This is a genomic window from Maribacter sp. HTCC2170 (genome assembly GCF_000153165.2).
Taxonomy (GTDB): domain Bacteria; phylum Bacteroidota; class Bacteroidia; order Flavobacteriales; family Flavobacteriaceae; genus Maribacter_A.
The window spans coordinates 2,745,991-2,763,377 of sequence record NC_014472.1 but is presented as its reverse complement, the minus strand read 5'-3'; the positions used below and the strand labels follow the sequence as shown (position 1 = coordinate 2,763,377).

Annotated in this window: 23 protein-coding genes; 11 read left to right on the top strand and 12 right to left on the bottom strand. The window is 36.3% G+C overall.

The genetic code is table 11. From position 1 onward, the window contains the following. The first annotated feature begins 36 nt into the window (after positions 1-36). From FB2170_RS12070 to FB2170_RS17050, 11 genes are all read left to right on the top strand, one after another. Complete coding sequence (locus tag FB2170_RS12070; protein WP_013306843.1) at positions 37-531, top strand: RNA polymerase sigma factor; 495 nt, start codon at positions 37-39, stop codon at positions 529-531. Then, complete coding sequence (locus FB2170_RS12065; protein WP_013306842.1) at positions 515-1,156, top strand: hypothetical protein; 642 nt, start codon at positions 515-517, stop codon at positions 1,154-1,156. The genes FB2170_RS12070 and FB2170_RS12065 overlap by 17 nt, the downstream gene beginning before the upstream one ends. A gap of 78 nt (positions 1,157-1,234) precedes the next feature. Continuing rightward, positions 1,235-1,675 (top strand): hypothetical protein, encoded by a 441-nt coding sequence (locus FB2170_RS12060; protein WP_013306841.1) that lies wholly within the window; start codon positions 1,235-1,237, stop codon positions 1,673-1,675. Positions 1,676-1,782: 107 nt separating this feature from the next. Next, positions 1,783-2,700: a leucine-rich repeat domain-containing protein gene (locus tag FB2170_RS12055; RefSeq protein ID WP_013306840.1), complete on the top strand. Its 918-nt coding sequence runs from the start codon at positions 1,783-1,785 to the stop codon at positions 2,698-2,700. Positions 2,701-2,741: 41 nt separating this feature from the next. After that, positions 2,742-3,476 (top strand): NAD(P)-dependent oxidoreductase, encoded by a 735-nt coding sequence (locus FB2170_RS12050; RefSeq protein ID WP_013306839.1) that lies wholly within the window; start codon positions 2,742-2,744, stop codon positions 3,474-3,476. 147 nt (positions 3,477-3,623) lie between these two features. After that, positions 3,624-4,163 (top strand): RNA polymerase sigma factor, encoded by a 540-nt coding sequence (locus tag FB2170_RS12045; protein WP_041632832.1) that lies wholly within the window; start codon positions 3,624-3,626, stop codon positions 4,161-4,163. Continuing rightward, on the top strand, positions 4,163-4,702 hold the full coding sequence (locus FB2170_RS12040) for a hypothetical protein (RefSeq protein ID WP_013306837.1): 540 nt from the start codon (positions 4,163-4,165) through the stop codon (positions 4,700-4,702). The genes FB2170_RS12045 and FB2170_RS12040 overlap by 1 nt, the downstream gene beginning before the upstream one ends. Beyond that, on the top strand, positions 4,686-5,771 hold the full coding sequence (locus FB2170_RS12035) for a hypothetical protein (RefSeq protein WP_148232102.1): 1,086 nt from the start codon (positions 4,686-4,688) through the stop codon (positions 5,769-5,771). The genes FB2170_RS12040 and FB2170_RS12035 overlap by 17 nt, the downstream gene beginning before the upstream one ends. A gap of 95 nt (positions 5,772-5,866) precedes the next feature. Beyond that, positions 5,867-6,544, top strand: coding sequence for a hypothetical protein (locus tag FB2170_RS12030; protein ID WP_013306835.1), 678 nt, complete (start codon positions 5,867-5,869; stop codon positions 6,542-6,544). Beyond that, positions 6,544-6,717 (top strand): hypothetical protein, encoded by a 174-nt coding sequence (locus FB2170_RS17380; protein ID WP_013306834.1) that lies wholly within the window; start codon positions 6,544-6,546, stop codon positions 6,715-6,717. The genes FB2170_RS12030 and FB2170_RS17380 overlap by 1 nt, the downstream gene beginning before the upstream one ends. A 42-nt stretch (positions 6,718-6,759) precedes the next feature. Further along, a complete protein-coding gene (locus FB2170_RS17050; protein WP_013306833.1) occupies positions 6,760-7,482 on the top strand; it encodes a head GIN domain-containing protein in 723 nt (240 codons plus the stop codon). A 69-nt stretch (positions 7,483-7,551) separates the two neighbouring features. Here FB2170_RS17050 and hisIE read toward each other — a convergent pair whose 3' ends face one another. The 12 genes from hisIE to FB2170_RS11965 all read right to left on the bottom strand — a co-directional run bounded on the left by hisIE (position 7,552) and on the right by FB2170_RS11965 (position 17,381). Next, positions 7,552-8,154 carry a bifunctional phosphoribosyl-AMP cyclohydrolase/phosphoribosyl-ATP diphosphatase HisIE gene (gene hisIE, locus FB2170_RS12020; RefSeq protein ID WP_013306832.1) on the bottom strand — a complete coding sequence of 201 codons (603 nt, stop codon included), beginning with the start codon at positions 8,152-8,154 and terminating at the stop codon, positions 7,552-7,554. Positions 8,155-8,178: 24 nt separating this feature from the next. Further along, positions 8,179-8,874 (bottom strand): aspartate/glutamate racemase family protein, encoded by a 696-nt coding sequence (locus FB2170_RS12015; RefSeq protein WP_013306831.1) that lies wholly within the window; start codon positions 8,872-8,874, stop codon positions 8,179-8,181. A gap of 48 nt (positions 8,875-8,922) precedes the next feature. Beyond that, positions 8,923-9,504, bottom strand: coding sequence for a GNAT family N-acetyltransferase (locus FB2170_RS12010; protein ID WP_013306830.1), 582 nt, complete (start codon positions 9,502-9,504; stop codon positions 8,923-8,925). Positions 9,505-9,507: 3 nt separating this feature from the next. Continuing rightward, the gene (hisF, locus tag FB2170_RS12005) at positions 9,508-10,263 is read right to left on the bottom strand and encodes an imidazole glycerol phosphate synthase subunit HisF (RefSeq protein WP_041632831.1); all 756 of its coding nucleotides are present in this window, start codon (positions 10,261-10,263) and stop codon (positions 9,508-9,510) included. A 1-nt stretch (position 10,264) separates the two neighbouring features. Beyond that, positions 10,265-10,999, bottom strand: a complete 735-nt coding sequence (gene hisA / locus FB2170_RS12000; RefSeq protein WP_013306828.1) for a 1-(5-phosphoribosyl)-5-[(5-phosphoribosylamino)methylideneamino]imidazole-4-carboxamide isomerase — start codon at positions 10,997-10,999, stop codon at positions 10,265-10,267. Positions 11,000-11,006: 7 nt separating this feature from the next. Then, entirely contained in the window at positions 11,007-11,432 is a 426-nt protein-coding gene (locus tag FB2170_RS11995; protein ID WP_013306827.1) for a GNAT family N-acetyltransferase, read from the bottom strand. Beyond that, entirely contained in the window at positions 11,432-12,013 is a 582-nt protein-coding gene (gene hisH / locus FB2170_RS11990; RefSeq protein WP_013306826.1) for an imidazole glycerol phosphate synthase subunit HisH, read from the bottom strand. The genes FB2170_RS11995 and hisH overlap by 1 nt, the downstream gene beginning before the upstream one ends. Then, a complete protein-coding gene (gene hisB / locus FB2170_RS11985; RefSeq protein WP_013306825.1) occupies positions 12,014-13,147 on the bottom strand; it encodes a bifunctional histidinol-phosphatase/imidazoleglycerol-phosphate dehydratase HisB in 1,134 nt (377 codons plus the stop codon). A gap of 1 nt (position 13,148) precedes the next feature. Next, entirely contained in the window at positions 13,149-14,192 is a 1,044-nt protein-coding gene (gene hisC, locus FB2170_RS11980) for a histidinol-phosphate transaminase (protein ID WP_013306824.1), read from the bottom strand. A 5-nt stretch (positions 14,193-14,197) separates the two neighbouring features. Further along, a complete protein-coding gene (gene hisD, locus FB2170_RS11975; RefSeq protein WP_013306823.1) occupies positions 14,198-15,481 on the bottom strand; it encodes a histidinol dehydrogenase in 1,284 nt (427 codons plus the stop codon). Then, a complete protein-coding gene (gene hisG, locus FB2170_RS11970) occupies positions 15,481-16,338 on the bottom strand; it encodes an ATP phosphoribosyltransferase (RefSeq protein WP_013306822.1) in 858 nt (285 codons plus the stop codon). Before hisG ends, hisD begins: the two co-directional genes overlap by 1 nt. 227 nt (positions 16,339-16,565) lie before the next feature. Beyond that, the gene (locus tag FB2170_RS11965; protein ID WP_013306821.1) at positions 16,566-17,381 is read right to left on the bottom strand and encodes a prohibitin family protein; all 816 of its coding nucleotides are present in this window, start codon (positions 17,379-17,381) and stop codon (positions 16,566-16,568) included. Between the last annotated feature and the right edge of the window lie 6 nt (positions 17,382-17,387).

The window sequence follows — 17,387 nt, the reverse complement described above, 5'->3', positions numbered from 1 at the left end:
ATCTTTAACTTCTGCCACTAACCCTAAAAATACTATTTGAGTAGCGATTTTTATACATCATCTATTTTACCCTATTCCGGAATAATCATTAAAATATGTAGGGCCTATACTGATTCTCAAGAAGACTTTGAGGATTATTATCAGGAAGTCTGTTTGCAAATATGGAGAAGCAAGGATAAGTTTCGTGGTGACTCCAAATGGTCAACTTGGATCTATAGACTATCATTGAATATATGTTTAACGCTAATTCGGAAGAAGAAAAAAACACGTCAATATTTTAACACAGATGCAATTGCTGAAAATGAAGCAATAGATGAAGACGCTGCTTTTACCAACGAGGATCTGGGTTATTTATATGAAGCCATAAAGCGATTATCTGAACTGGACAGAGCAATTATTCTACTCTATTTAGAAGAAAAACCAAATAAGGAAATTGCAGAAATTATTGGTACTACACCTAATAATATTGGTGTTCGGGTCAACAGAATAAAAGAACGATTAAAAAAATTATTGGATGGAAAAATCAATTGAATCAATTTGGAAAGAAGGGTTTTTACAAAGTAATGCTATGGTAGCGCCAAAGCTGAACAATCTTTACTCTAAAAAATCTATACACATAATAGATAAGTTTAAAAGAATGTTCAGAATAAACTTAAATGCCCTTGTTGTGTTTTCGTTTGTTGTACTTATTGCCTCGTTTCTTGTGAAAATACCGGTCATGGGCGTTCTTATGTTCATTCTATTGAATGTTTTGGTCCTAGTGAATAAACGACTTTTTAAAAGCTTGGAAAAAATTGATAAAAATGTAAGCAGTTATCAGTACTTAAAATCTTTTGATGCATGGATGAAAGAACAGATCGCTGTTAATACGAAGATGTCACGCTACATGTATCCCTATGTTTTTATTGCAATGGTTTCGGGGTTTTGGTTTTCCAGTCCTATGCGAGGAACTTTTAATCGCATTTTTGGAGATCACCAGCCATATATGGTATCTGGTATACCCGTATTTTGGGTGCTTGCAATGCTTGTGATTATTGCGGTATTGGCCATTTTTGGAGGACGTATTTATAAATGGGATTTAAATATTGTATACGGAAGGGTTTTACGAAAATTGGCCGAATTAATTGCAGATATGGAAGATTTAAGAGCTGAATAACTAGTCGGAAATCAAATAAAAAGCAATGGACTGTAATATTCTTTGATTTTTAGCACTAACTAAATAAAGACAAAAATCATGAACATAAAAAATGCAATTGAAATTATCGAAAAACTGGTTACCCAGACAAACAATAAACGAGAATTGAAAGTTTATAAAAAATTCATTGCAATTCTAGATAATTTAAAGAACAGAGAGTTATCCGCAGCCCAAGTATTGGAAATCGAAGATGAACTTAAAACCTTGGATTTATCATCAAATCCTGAAAATAAACGTAGGTACTATTATAAAAAACTTTCCACATTCAAACAGTTTTTGAAGGATGAGTTTTCTTTTGTTTCAAAAGGTTACTATACCGCTATTGGAATGAGTGTAGGCATGTGTTTAGGATTAGCTTTCGGCACTAGTTTTGGCGCCTCTGGCACTTCAAGTGGTTTGGTCATTGGTATGGCTGTGGGAATGGTGATTGGCCGTTTAAAAGATCAAGAGGCAGAGAAGCAAAATAGAGTATTAAACTAAAGTTTTAAACTTATAAAGTTTTCACAAAGTTTACTGCGAGAAGCATTCTAATGTAACATCACCATTTATGTATCGTCATATATGTTCTAAACCAAATGAACATATAAATGAAGCTTACTTTTCCAAGTAAAATAATCCTCAACGCCGTGGTTACACTAACCACGGTTCTAACAATGTCGTGCACCAGTGATGACGGCGAAGCAGATTTTGATAAAGACGCTTATGTAGCTATTCCAGATGTGGACTTTGAATTGATTCTAATTAACGAGGGTATTGATTCAGATGGTGAAATTAACCAACAACTTTTGCGAGCAGATGCAGAAAAAGTCACTACGTTAGATTTAAATTCCACTCCAAATACCCAAATCAGTGATTTAACAGGTATAAAGGGTTTTGTCAATTTGACGAAACTGTCCGCTTCCCAGCATATCATAGACAGTATTGACCTAAGTGCCAATGTTAAATTAGATACAATATACCTTAACGGTAATCGTATTTCTTCTATTGACCTTAGTAACAACCCGAATTTAGTTTTGGTTGAAATTCTGGCCAATGAACTCCATACAATAAAGGGACTGTCTAAAATGACGCAACTAAAGGAGCTTAACTTATCCTTTAATAACTTCGAAGAATTAAACATTCAAAATGAAGCGGTAGAAGTCTTACATATGAGTAACAACCTTTTGAAGTCTATTGGTACGAATGAGGCCATTAGCCTGAAAAATATTCTATTGACCAGTAATAAGATTACCAATGTAGACTTTAGTACCAATACGCTATTAGAAACGGTATTGATTTCTGATAATAGAATTAAGAACATTGATCTTACACAAAATAGTAATTTAACCCACCTCTATATTTCAAGTAATTCACTTACCAATCTAGATGTGGGCAACAATCAAGGGCTTGTTGAACTGAAGGCTGATAGGAATCCAGATTTATCCTGTATTAAAATCGAAAGTGGTCAAGAAATTCCCTCAGTAACAACATCAGACTATCAAAATATAAATAACATATGCCAATAGTGTGCTAAAAAGCATGCAGGTCTAAAACAAATAACTTAAGTATGATAATAGCAGTAGTAGGTGCAAGTGGAGCAACAGGAACACAATTGGTTAAACAGTTGTTAATTCAAAACCATACCGTTAAAGTAGTTGTACGATCTCCTGAAAAATTACCTGAATCGTGGAAAAAGAATGTCAGCGTGCAAATTATCACTGCTAGCATTCTAGATTTAAGTGACCAAGAAATGAACGAGCTTGTTCATAATTGCGATGCTGTTGCCTCTTGTCTCGGTCATAATTTAACTTGGAAAGGTATGTATGGGCAACCTAGAAAACTTGTGACAGATGCTGCCCGTCGCCTTTGTAATGCTATAATCACCAATAACACAAAACGTCCTATTAAGTTTGTTTTAATGAACACGACCGGTAATCGTAATCGTGACTTAAACGAACCTATTTCATTTGCCCAAAAATGTGTTCTCGGGCTGCTTCGTTTACTATTACCACCTCATGTAGATAATGAAAAAGCGGCAGATTTTTTACGCACCCAAATTGGTCAAAACAATGACTTTATTGAATGGGCAGCTGTTCGACCAGACGGTTTAATCAATGAAGATGAAGTAACCGAATACGAAATACACCCATCCCCTATCAGAAGTGCTATTTTTAATGCAGGCAAAACAAGCCGTATTAATGTAGGTCACTTTATGGCCAGTCTTATAAACGAAAATGAGTTATGGACGAAATGGAAAGGGCAAATGCCAGTCATTTATAATAAATCATCGCTGCAAGAATAACTACAAATACCACCCTCATGTTTCATCTTTTTGGGGACATACCTCAAATTTTTCGTCTTTTTTCTTTCAGAGATGCAACTATCTTACATTCGTGTTGTCTTTGAAGTAATAAAAGTAATTGAGTAGGTAAAAACCATCCTGTAATCCTTGGAAACTGATATCCGTTTTACGCACCGTGACCTTGTAGAACAATGCAAGTCCGGAGACCCAAGCTCGCAATACCAGCTGTATTCGCTCTATGTTGATGCGATGTACAATATTGGCATGCGTATGTTGGGTAATAAAGAGGATGCCGAAGATATTGTACAGGACAGTTTTATAGATGCCTTTAAAAACCTTTCGCGCTTTGAATATAAAAGTTCGTTCGGAGCATGGCTAAAACGAATCGTGATCAACAAAAGCATTAACTACTTAAAAGCAAAACAGCTACCAGTTGTTCCCATGGAATCGCATGAATATCACTTAACAGAAGAAGTGGTTGAAAAAACGGAGGCCATGGATATAAGAAAGGTAAAAAAAGGTATTGCAAAATTACCGACTGGTTACAAGCAGATTATTAATCTGTATTTGATTGAAGGTTATGATCATTTGGAGATTGGGGAGATTTTGGATATCTCAACATCGACCTCAAAATCACAATATCACAGAGCCAAGAAAAAATTAGTGGAAATTATACAAACATTGTAATGGACAATTTTGAAAAACACATTCAGGAAAACGCAGCAGAGTTTGACGAACATAAAGCGGACAAGGCGAAACTTTGGGCAAACATAGCGCAAGAACTGAAAGTCGAAGAACCTAAGGTCATTCCTCTTTGGAAATCACCAATGATACGTATTGCTGCCAGTGTATTACTGCTAATAGGTCTTGCCGGATTTATTGGAATGTCGGTCCTTAAAACCTCAACTACAGAAACACAATATGTTTCTAAGGAATTGTTGGACATTGATGTGCACTATAAAAATTTGGTCTCATACCAGGTGGAACTGGTACAGAACCATCCAAAACTTTCGGATGCCGATAAGACCGAGTTTTTATCCTTTATGGATGAACTGGACGACGAATACGCACAATTGCGATTGGAGATGCGCAACAATCTAGACAACCAGCGTGTACTCGAGGCTATTATTTCCAATTACAAACAGCGAATAACGCTCATTGAAAAACTTTTGCAACAGATTAATGATTCGAAAATAACAAATGAAGATTATGGATACATTTTGTAAAAAAGGGCTAATACTTGCCTTAGCGATATTCGTAAGTCAAGCGATTACGGCGCAGATAGAAGTATCTAAGCAGGTAACGGAAACCTATAGTATGACCAATGCAGGTGAACTACATTTGGAAAACAAATATGGGAACATAAATCTCTTTGGATGGGACAAAGATGAAGTATCGATTGTTATTGATATTGTTGTCAACCATAAAAAGAAAGATAACGCCCAAGACTTGTTGAAAAGAATGAATCCAGTAATAAAGGATGGGGATGATTACGTATCTATCAACTATGAGATAGCTGAAAAGAGTAGCGGGTTTTTCGGGAATCTTTTTGAAAAGGCCAATCCGTTTGATTTTGATCGGAGCAATGTTCAGATTGATTATACTATTTACTTGCCGGTACAAGCGGAAATCGATGTTACCAATAAATTTGGTGATGTTCTTATCGAGGATTGGACTGGCAAACTAAAGGCCAATGTAACACATGGCGATATTTGGATCAGTGAAAATCTTACAAAAGCTGATATTGAAATGGGGTACGGTAAACTACGGGCAAGATCTATCGACTATGCAAGTATTGGCTTGAAAAATGGGTCTCTTGATATGGAGACTACCAAGAACCTGCGGTTGAACAGCAGTGGGTCCAATATCTATGTCGATAGCGTGACGTCGCTCGAAGTCTACAGTAATAAAGATGAAATTGAAATTGAGACGATAGGTGCCGTTTATGGAAACTTAAAGTATACAAACATGGTATTGAGTCGCTTGGACAAGGATATTGACCTAACAATGAAAATTGCCGATTTCAGGGTGTCTCAAGTTTTAAATCCCCAAGCAGATATTGCCATAAAACAAGAATCCTCTGAAATTGTACTTGATGTGACCAATTTTCCACTGCACTTTGACGCTATTTTGGAGCAGGGAGTTGTAAGACTTCCGAAGAGTTTCGAAAATGTAGATTCAAAAATGCTGGACAAAGGCAAACGCATACGAGAGATCAGTGCAACCTACGGGAAGAATCCACAGGGAAAGATCTCTATTTCTGGCAAAAAAGGAGTAGTGCTTTTAAAGGAATAATAAGTAAAACACCATTTTTTCAAAAATAAACTTCTATAGATGCAACTTTTGAGAAAGTAGATTGTCTATAAAATATCAATCAAAATAAAATACAAATGAAAACAACAATCACAACTTATCTATTGGTAGCTTTTGGCGCAATGTTCATGGTGCATGCCCAAGACAATGACCAAAACATCGAACAAGAAGAATACATGGAATTCAACGATCGAAAGAACGTAGTTCATGGAGTCTATTTAGGCCTTACCATGGGTTATGGCGAAGTAGATGGCGACGATGCCTTTATGGGAGGGCTTAAAGTTGCCTATGTTGCCAATCAACAATTTGAGGTCGGTTTTGTAGGTAACTTTATCTATTCTGACCAAGACATTTACAATACTGCACTTTCACAACGTGAAGATCTTATCGGTGGTTACGGTGGATTGCATTTAGAGCCGATATTTTTTAGCAAATCCAGGGTCAACCTTTCCTTTCCTTTACTCGTAGGTGCAGGAGCAATAGGTTATATAGATGACCATTTCGATAATGTATATTATGAGGAGGATTTTGATGAAGATGATTTTGATCCCTTTTTTGTGGCCGAACCGGGAGTCAACCTTCTTTTTAATGTTTCAAGGTATTTGCAATTGGAAGCCGGAGTTAAATATAGATTTACAAGTAAGGTAGACCTTAGACCAAATGGCATCGAGAATGTGAACGGATTTTCCGCAGGTATTGGAATTAAAGTAGGTGTATTCAATATGGGCAGAAATAGATACAAAAAGAACATCTAATGAAAACAATAGCAATACGAGCTGTTCATCATGCTGCCATTAAAACCCAACATGTGTTCACAGCAGACAATCAAGTATTTCTTAGAAAAGAAAATGACATTCAAACTCAATCAGATTTACACAGTGAAGAGTGGTTACCAATCAATTTTCAATGGGCGACTATTTCAAATTGAGTTTGCCAATTTATTTAATCATCAATCAAATATATCATCAAAATGAAAACAAAATCAGTAATATTCGGACTAGTATTTTTATGTGCATTAATAACTTCATGCGACCATGATACCATACGGGCAAAAGGTGCTGTAACAGTAAATGAAGTACAGCTAAGTGGCTATACAGGCCTTGAGTTATCCAATGCTTTTGACGCCTATGTAAAATTCTCTGATAGTGAAGAAAAAATTGAAATAGAGGCCAATGACAATCTTCATGAAAAAATAGTTGTTAAAATAGAGGGAAATAATCTAATCGTTAAGCTTAAAAATCATACCACTGTAAAAGGAAATGCTACGTTAAACGTATATATTACCACTAATAATATTAATTACTTTAATATTTCTGGAGCTTCAGCCATTTTCCTTGAGGACGAATTGAATACACAAACGGCCAAAATTCGTATGTCGGGCGCATCTACTTTCTCTGGCGATATCTATGCCAATGAAGTGCAGTTGAAGTCGAGTGGAGCCTCTGATATTTCTTTATTCGGAAATGTCGATGTCTTGGATGCCAATTTATCGGGAAGTAGTAAATTGGGTGGTTATGATTTAATAACAGAAAAACTGAATATAGACCTTTCTGGAGCCAGTGACGCCAACCTGACCGTATTAGAATCAATAGATATTAAGGCCTCAGGTGCTAGTTCTCTCAGATACAAAGGTGATGCTGTGATAGATCATAAAGATCTTTCAGGCGCATCTGAAATCATCAAGAAAGATTGATGGATGGAAAGCAGTAAATGGTAATAGTTGGTGGTGGTATATAATCCACTCACTGGATCTGTTTGCTGCTTACTTTTTATCCCTCCCCTTTAAAACTTCAACAATGTCATTGAGCTCATACCCTTTTGCTTGGAGTAAAATCAAATAGTGGAATAACAAATCGGCACTTTCATTTAAGAAAAGGTCTTCATCATTATCCTTGGCCTCAATAACCACTTCAACAGCTTCCTCCCCTACTTTTTGCGCAATTTTATTAATGCCTTTGGCAAATAATGAAGCTACATACGATTTCTTTTCATCAGCCAAATTACGACGTTCGGCAATAGTGTTCTCAAGCTTGGAAAGAAACCCAAAATTGCTTGAATTATTATCCCCCCAGCAGGTATCTGAACCTTTATGACATGTTGGCCCCACGGGATCAACGGCAATAAGCAAAGTGTCATTGTCGCAGTCATTTTTGATATCAACTAGATTCAAAAAATTACCGCTCTCTTCTCCTTTTGTCCACAAACGTTTTTTGGTACGACTAAAAAAAGTGACTTTTTTAGTTTCAACCGTTTTGAGATAGGCTTCTTCGTTCATGTATCCCAACATCAAAACATTTTTTGTTATTGCATCTTGGATGATAGCGGGAACGAGTCCGTCTGTATTTTTATTAAAATCAATTTTCATTTCAACTCTTCTAATTTATTAAACCTATTGCTCGGTGGCAAACTTAACCGCAGCTTCTGCATGAATTTTTGTGGTATCTATTACTGGGATACTGCAATCTTCTTGTTGAATCAATAAGGGAATTTCGGTACAACCTAAAATGACAGCTTCCACACCTTCTTCCTCTGATTTTTTGATAATATCTTTATATTGCTTTTTAGAGTCTTCAGAAATGATTCCCTTGGCCAATTCGGTATATATGACATCATGAACCACTTCTCTATCCTCTTTAGAAGGAATCATCACTTCGATACCGTATTGATTCTTAAGTATATCTTTGTAAAAGTCAAGCTCCATGGTGTATTTTGTGCCTAATAGTAAGACTTTTTTACATCCTTTACTGGTTATTTCCTCACCGCATACATCGGCAATATGTAATAATGGAATAGTTACTTTTTCCTTAATGGCATCTGCACATAAATGCATCGTATTGGCACAAATCAATAACACCTCAGCACCGGCTTGTTCCAATTTATTGGCCATTTCGGCAAAATCCTGATTTAGCAAATCCCATTGACTTTTCTCTTGTTTTAATGAAATATCGGCAAAATCTACCGATTCTATTAAACACTTGGAAGAATGCTTGCCACCAAGGGCTTTTGCGGTTCCTTCATTTAAATATTGGTAGTACAGCAATGTTGACTGCCAAGTGATACCACCGATCAAGCCTATTTTTTTCATCTTTTCTTTCTTCTCTTATTTGTTCGCTAACCAGAAATACAATAGTATTTAATTTAACCGCATAAAATATATTGGATAACCTAAAGACTCTTCTTTATGCTCTATCCTAAATCCGAATTTTTGGTATAACCGTACATTATAATCTGATACCGTATCCAATACTACCGGAAGTTGATTTTCTTTATAATAATCAATTACATCCATAATCAATCGTGCACCAGTCCCAGCGCCAAACTTATCTTTCATAACCCCAGTTATAATGGGCCGTACATGATTTTCTTTAGGGTACTGTTTTTTTACCAGTCTTTGTCTTTTTACAACCTTTTTAAGGTTTTTTAAATCAATGCATTTTATTGCCAATTTCAAGTCCATTCCAATAGTCTTAAAACTCACCCGTTGTTTTTCTGAAAAAGTTAGCAATACACAAGCCTTTTCATCATCAGAAATATAGGCCTTCCCAAATAACAATGCCTTTTCAAACAAATAGCCCATTAGTATTTTCATTCTATCGGACCTTCTCTCATCTTGTTTCACTACAAAATTAATAGAGTTATCTTCTTTGATATCTTCAAATGCAGAAACCAAAATACTAACAACTAAATCTTTATGTTCTCTATTGGCTTCAATCAAAATTTACAATCGCACTGGAATCTTGTTGCTTTTTAATTCCTTTTTCAAATCCTTTATTTCTATTTCCTTAAAATGAAAAACACTGGCCGCTAATGCTGCATCTGCCTTTCCATCAACAAATGTATCTACAAAATGTTGGATATTCCCGGCACCACCAGAGGCAATTATCGGTATATTCAGCTCGTCCGAAAGTCTTGCGAGAGCTTCATTCGAAAATCCATTCTTTGTACCATCATGATCCATGGAGGTAAAAAGAATTTCGCCTGCTCCTCGCACCTCAACCTCTTTGGCCCAGTCAAAAAGTTTTAATTCAGTCGGGACTTTGCCCCCAACAAGGTGCACGATCCATTCACCATCAATTTGTTTGGCATCTATTGCCACAACAATACATTGTGACCCAAATTTAGCCACTAGGTCATTGATCAATTGTGGGTTTTTAACTGCTGATGAATTTATTGAAACTTTGTCGGCCCCATTATGGAGCAATACATCTACATCCTCAACAGATGAAATTCCGCCGCCGACCGTAAATGGAATATTTACTTTTTCGGCAACGTGGTATACCAACTCTGCCAATGTCTTACGTTTTTGTTCTGTAGCCGATATGTCTAGAAAAACCAACTCATCCGCTCCTTCTTTACTGTAGATTTCAGCCAACTCCACGGGATCACCTGCATCGCGAAGATCAACAAAGTTGACACCTTTGACCGTACGACCGTCTTTAATATCCAAACATGGGATTATTCGTTTTGCAAGCAAACTAATTATTTTTAGTTATTATAAATTCTTCCAACTGTTTCAAGGATATCCTATTTTCGTAAATTGCCTTACCAATGATTGTTCCTTCACAACCTAATTCAGCAAGCTTTGGTAATTCATCAAAATGTGAGATACCACCGCTAGCTATTAATTTTAATCCAGACTCGGACTGCTCCAATATTCTTTGATAAAGTTCAAAAGAAGGTCCTTCGAGCATTCCATCTTTATTGATATCGGTACAAATAACGTACTCAACACCTTCTTTCTGATAGGCTTGAACAAATGGAATCAAATCCTCTGTAGACTCTTCTAACCATCCTGAAACGGCCACTTTTTCTTTCATAGCATCTGCACCCAAAATAATTTTATCAGACCCGTATTTCTGCAACCAGCTTAAAAAAACCTCCTTATTCTTAACAGCAATACTTCCTCCTGTAATTTGACTGGCACCACTTTCAAACGCAATATGCAAATCATCATCAGTCTTTAGCCCACCTCCAAAATCAATTTTCAAGGATGTCTTAGCAGCAATTTGTTCCAATACTTTATAGTTGACAATATGTTGTGATTTTGCACCGTCCAAATCAACCAAATGCAAGTATTTAATGCCATGGGCCTCAAACTCTTTAGCAACTTCCAAAGGATGCTCGTTATATATCTTTTTGGTGTCGTAATCCCCTTTGGATAACCTCACACACTTGCCGTCAATAATATCAATTGCTGGTATTATTCTCATCTCTCTTTTATAGTAATATTAATTTATCATTTGCCATCCATAATTCCGAGTCCCCAATAGATTTAAAGTCAAATTTGCGATAAAATTCTTGTGCGTCTTTTGTCTTTAGAGCAATGGTTTTAAGCCTTGAGACCACTTCATGGTTCATAATATGTTCTACTAAATCTTTTCCACAACCCTGCCCTTGGTATTCTTCAAAAACAATAACATCCATAATGTATCCGAAAAACAATTGATCCGTTACCACGCGGGCGAAAGCGATTTGTTCATCTAATGAATCATACATTCCAAAGCATATGGAATTTTTTATAGTAGTTTCTACCTCTTCCAGCGTTCTACCTCTACCCCAATAAGATATATTACTGATGTATGCTTGAATTTTATTTGTATCAAGCTTTTCCTTCTCCGTCGATATATAAACTTTCCGATTCACTAAAGCGCTAAAAAATTGTTTAAAATCTTTTCCCCGACTGTACTACTTTTTTCAGGATGAAACTGTACTCCATAGAAATTATCTTTGCCTAAAGCAGCACTATACGACAACCCATATTCTGAGGTAGCAATAGTTTCTTTTCCTAAAGGAGCATAAAAGCTGTGCACCATATAAATATGCTCTTTTTCATCTATGTTTTTGAACAACTCAGATTTTAGCCCAGAGATTTCATTCCATCCAATTTGCGGAACCTTAACCTTATTGTTGAATTTTACCACATCTGCATCAAAAATCCCCAACCCCTGAGTGTTCCCTTCTTCTGAGGAGTGACACATTAGCTGCATGCCCAAACAAATTCCTAAAACGGGTTGTTTAAGTTGGGGCACTAAGTGGTCTAGTTTGCTTTCTCTTAACATTCGCATAGCGCTACTCGCCTCTCCCACTCCAGGAAAAATCACTTTATCGGCACCACTTATTACTTCGGGGTTATTGGTTAGAACGGCTTCATGCCCCAGTCGCTGAAAAGCGAATTTTATACTTTGGATATTACCAGCGCCGTAATTGATTATTGCAATTTTCATTTAAAGTATCCCTTTGGTTGATGGTAATACCATCTTCTCAACATCTCTTTTTACAGCCATTTTAATTGCTTTGGCAAAAGCTTTGAATATAGCTTCAATTTTATGGTGTTCGTTCTGACCTTCTGCCTTTATATTTAAATTAGACTTGGCACCATCCGTGAACGATTTAAAAAAATGTTGAAACATTTCAGTAGGTAATTTACCGATCATCTCGCGTTTAAATCCCGTTTCCCAAACCAACCAATTTCGTCCCCCAAAATCAATAGCAACTTGGGCCAGACAATCATCCATCGGCAAACAGAATCCGTATCGTTCAATACCCAATTTATTTCCTAAAGCCATGGCAAAAACTTCACCTAAAGCAATGGCTGTGTCTTCGATAGTATGGTGTTCATCTACATCTAAATCTCCTTTCACAGTGATATCAAGATCCATTTGACCATGGCGTGCCAATTGATCCAACATATGATCAAAAAAGGCCAAACCTGTATCTATATTACTAATTCCTGTGCCATCAAGATTCAATTTGATATATATATCGGTCTCATTGGTTTTACGCGATATTTCTGATACCCTATCCTTGAGTTTTAGAAATTCATAGATACGTTCCCAATCATTGTTTTCAAGTGCAATAATATCATTTAGAGCTCCCCTATCTACGGTAATTTCACCAGTTCCTAAATTGGTTTCATCATTTATAAAAATACCTTGTGACCCCAAATTTTTGGCGAGTTCCATGTCGGTTAAGCGATCACCAATGACAAAAGAATTACTCAAGTCATATTCCTTAGAAAAATACTCAGTCAACAACCCTGTCCCTGGTTTTCTAGTATCTGCATTCTCGTGGGGAAATGTACGATCCAAAAACACTTTATTGAAAGTAACACCCTCATTTTCAAATGATTTAATAATAAAATTATGAACAGGCCAAAACGTATCTTCTGGAAAGGAATCAGTACCCAAGCCATCTTGATTGGTAATCATGACCAATTCATAATCCAACTCCTTGGCTATTTTACCCAAATACGTAAAAGCTTTTGGATAAAAAATCATTTTTTCAAAAGCATCAATCTGCTCATCCGCGGTTTCTTTGATCATGGTCCCATCCCGGTCTATAAACAATACTTTTTTCATACTAGATTATCTCTTTAAGAGCAGTTATTAGTTTCATATTTTCAGATTTGGTCCCAACAGTAAACCGTAAAGTATTCTCACAAAGGGGTTGAGTCGTTCTATTTCGTACCACTATCCCTTTTGCAATCAGCTCATCATATCTTTTCGTCGCATCATCTACTTTAACAAGCACAAAATTTGCATCTGAAGGATATATTATATCAATGAACTCGATTGAATTCAAAACAGTTATAAGTTCATTCTTTTGTACTAAAATTTCTGAAACCTCAGTTCGAAGGACATCAGTTTTCAACACTTGCTCCAATGCTCTGGACTGTGTTAATTGGTTTACGTTATATGGTGGTTTTATTTTATTTAAAACAGCAATTATTTCTTCAGATGCAAAACACATTCCCAGTCGAATACCTGCCATACCATACGCTTTAGACAAGGTTTGGGTCACTATTAGATTTGGAAATTCGTTTAATCTTTTCAGCCAACTTTCTTTTGAAGAAAAATCAATATACGCCTCATCGATAATTACAAGTCCTGAAAATTCATTTAAAAGCTTGACAATATTTTCTTCGTCAAAGCTATTACCAGTAGGATTATTGGGCGAACATAGAAAAAGTAGTTTACTATTACCATCAACTACATCTAGAATTTCTTCTACATTAGGCTCAAAACCATTCGTTAGCAAAACCTCTCTATTCTCAATAGCGTTAATACCAGACAATACTTTGTACATGCCATAGGAAGGTGGTAAAGAAATGATATTATCTTGGTTTGGTTCGCAAAAGGCTCGAAATATTAGGTCTAACACTTCATCACTACCGTTTCCTAACAAGATATTCTTGACTCCAACATTTTTTTTCTCCCCCAGAACTGATTTTAAATTTCTCTGTTGTGGGTCAGGGTACCTATTTACACCATTCTCAAATGGATTCTCATTCGCATCTAAAAACACCATTTGTGTACCATCTGACACATATTCATCTCGTGCAGAAGAATAGGGTTTTAAACCCTTTACGTTTTCGCGAATTATGTTATTTAAATTAAAATCCAACTTTCTTATTTTAAACTTTCCAATCGTAGTGTAACTGCATTTTTGTGCGCCTGAAGCCCTTCCGCTTCAGCCATCAACTCAATGGCTCTACCAATTTCCTTTATTCCTTCTGTGTTTATTTTTTGAAAGGTCATACTTTTTTTAAAACTATCAAGGTTTACCCCACTATACTGTTTGGCATAGCCATTTGTAGGTAAGGTATGGTTGGTTCCCGATGCATAATCCCCGGCACTTTCAGGAGTGTAATTTCCAATGAACACAGAACCTGCGTTCATTATTTGAGTTAAGTATATTTCTTCGTCTTCAACACACAGGATATAATGCTCAGGACCATATTCATTAATTAAATCAATAGCTGACTGTGAATCGGTAACAAATACTAATTTGCTATTTTCAATGGCCTTCTCAGCAATTGCTTTTCTAGGCAATTTTTCTAGTTGTTTTTCAACTTCTTCCTCAACGGCATGAATCATCGCTTTTGAAGTAGAAACCAAAATAACTTGGCTATCAGCCCCATGTTCAGCCTGACTCAACAAATCTGAAGCAACAAAAGAAGCATTGGCACTATCATCTGCCATGACCAATAATTCACTGGGGCCGGCTGGCATATCAATAGATATCCCATACTTAGTCGCAATTTGTTTTGCGACTGTTACGTATTGATTTCCAGGGCCAAAAATCTTGTACACTTTAGAAATACTTTCCGTTCCAAAAGTCATTCCCGCTATTGCCTGAATCCCTCCTACTTTGAAAATTTGTGTAACCCCACACAAATTGGCCGTATACAAAATAGCTGGATGAACTTTTCCTTCCTTATTAGGTGGAGTACATAATACAATCTCTGTACAACCAGCAATATTAGCCGGTACAGCTAACATTAAAATTGTAGAAAACAAAGGTGCTGAACCTCCTGGAATATATAACCCCACCTTTTGTATAGGTCTTTTCTCTTGCCAACAAAAAACGCCTTTAGTTGTTTCAACCTCAACTTTATTTGTTTCTTGGGCCTTGTGAAAAGTTTCAATATTCTTTTTGGCTATGGCTATTGCATTTTTTAGTTCTTGACCAATACGATTTGCAGCTTCTGAAATTTCAACTTCAGATACTTGTAAACTTTTCAATGTTACACCATCAAACTTCTGGGTATATTGTTTAAGTACTGGGTCGCCTTCTTTTTCAACCTTGGCAAAGACCTCATTAACAACATCCTCAATATCTGAAACCGTCTGAGTAGGACGTTTGAGTACTTGACTCCAATCTTTCTTTTCTGGATTGAATATTTTATTCATTATAAAACCATTTTTTCTATTGGGCAAACCAATATCCCTTCTGCCCCTACAAGCTTTAATTCATCTATTACCTCCCAAAACTTATCCTTGTTGATAACCGTATGAACTGAACTCCACCCTTCCTCTGCTAATGGTAAAACCGTAGGGCTCCGCATTCCAGGCAACAATTTCAAAATACTCTCCAAACTATCGTTAGGGGCATTCAGTAATACATACTTCGATTGTCTTGCCTGTAAGACCGATTTAATCCTAAACTGCAATTTGCTTAAAATTGTCTTTCGCTCCTCTGAAATTTTTTGTGATACTGCGAGTACTGCTTCGCTTTTAAGCATAACCTCGACCTCTCTAAGATTGTTTTTAAACAAGGTGCTACCACTAGAGACAATATCGCAGATACCATCGGCTAGACCAATATTGGGCGCAATTTCCACCGATCCATTGATAATGTGCAAATCAGCTTCGACCCCTTTGCCTTTAAAGTACTCCTTAACTGTATTTGGATATGAAGTAGCGATTCTTTTTCCCTGAAAGTCTTGTACTGAGTTGTATTCCACTTCTTTTGGGACTGCTAAAGAAACCCGGCATTTTGAGAACCCAAGTTTTTCAGCAATATCAATATCCCCTCCTTTTTCAATTAATACATTTTCACCTATAATGGCAATGTCTACCACTCCATCTCTGAGGTACTGGGGTATATCACCATTTCTTAAATAAAACACTTCCATAGGAAAATTACGTGCAGATGCTTTCAGCTGGTCTTTTCCATTGTCGATTGATACGCCACAGTTTTTCAAGATCTCTAATGAATCTTTGTTCAATCGTCCTGATTTCTGAATAGCAATTCTAATTTTGGTCATCATTTCTGTTTTATTAATCAAAAAACCCGTTTGATTTCTCAAACGGGTTAGCTATATGTTGTAAATACTACAATACATTTCTACCTCGCTTGAGAGCAAGTATAAAAATGATGATGTGTATTTTGGTTTCTCATTACAAGTGTAAAATTAGAACTAATTTTTAATTCACAAAACATTTGTTTTAAATAGCACAATTCTTTTTTACAAGTATCAGCTATTAAACAATATTAGTTATTCCCTAATATTAGTGGCAGCCCAGAATCTCCACTACCAACTACAACAACCTTTGTGTTAGGTGATTTTGAAAGCTCTAAGGTTGCGTCAATACCTTTATCCTGAAGAATTTTATCGGTCAAAGAAGCACTTAAAATTCTATTCGCATCGGCTTTACCTTGCGCTTCAATAGTTACTTTTTCAGCTTCTTTCTTTGCCGTAACCAATCTAAACTCATATTCCAACGACTCTTGCTCTTGCTTTAATTTTCGTTCAATCGCTTCTTTTATTGTAGGTGGTAAAGTAACATCACGAATTAATATTTGATTAAGTTGAATATATTGATCGTCGACAATCTTGTGAGTTTCTTCATAAATCTCTACCTGTATTGCATCTCTTTTACTTGAGTACAATTGTTCTGGTGTATATCTACCAACTACACTTCTTGCAGCAGATCTAATTGTAGGCAGCAAAACCCTCTGAACATAAGCCTCGCCCTTTTCTTGATGTAGTTTCCCTAACACGTCATATTTCGGTTCAAACCAAGCAGATGCATCCAGTTTTATCTCTAATCCGTTAGAAGACAGTACTTGCATTTTTTCAAATACTTCTTGTTGTCTTACTTCATATATAAACACTTTGTTCCATGGTGCAACAATATGAAAACCCTCTCCCAATGGAGGTTCATCTGTAACTACACCATCGCCAAACGTTTTGTAAAGAACACCTGCCTCACCAGAACCTATGGTTACGGCAGATTTGGAAATCAATATCACAGCAAGAATTAGAATGAAAATTGCTGGTAATGCTATTTTAGGTAATTTATCCATTTTTAT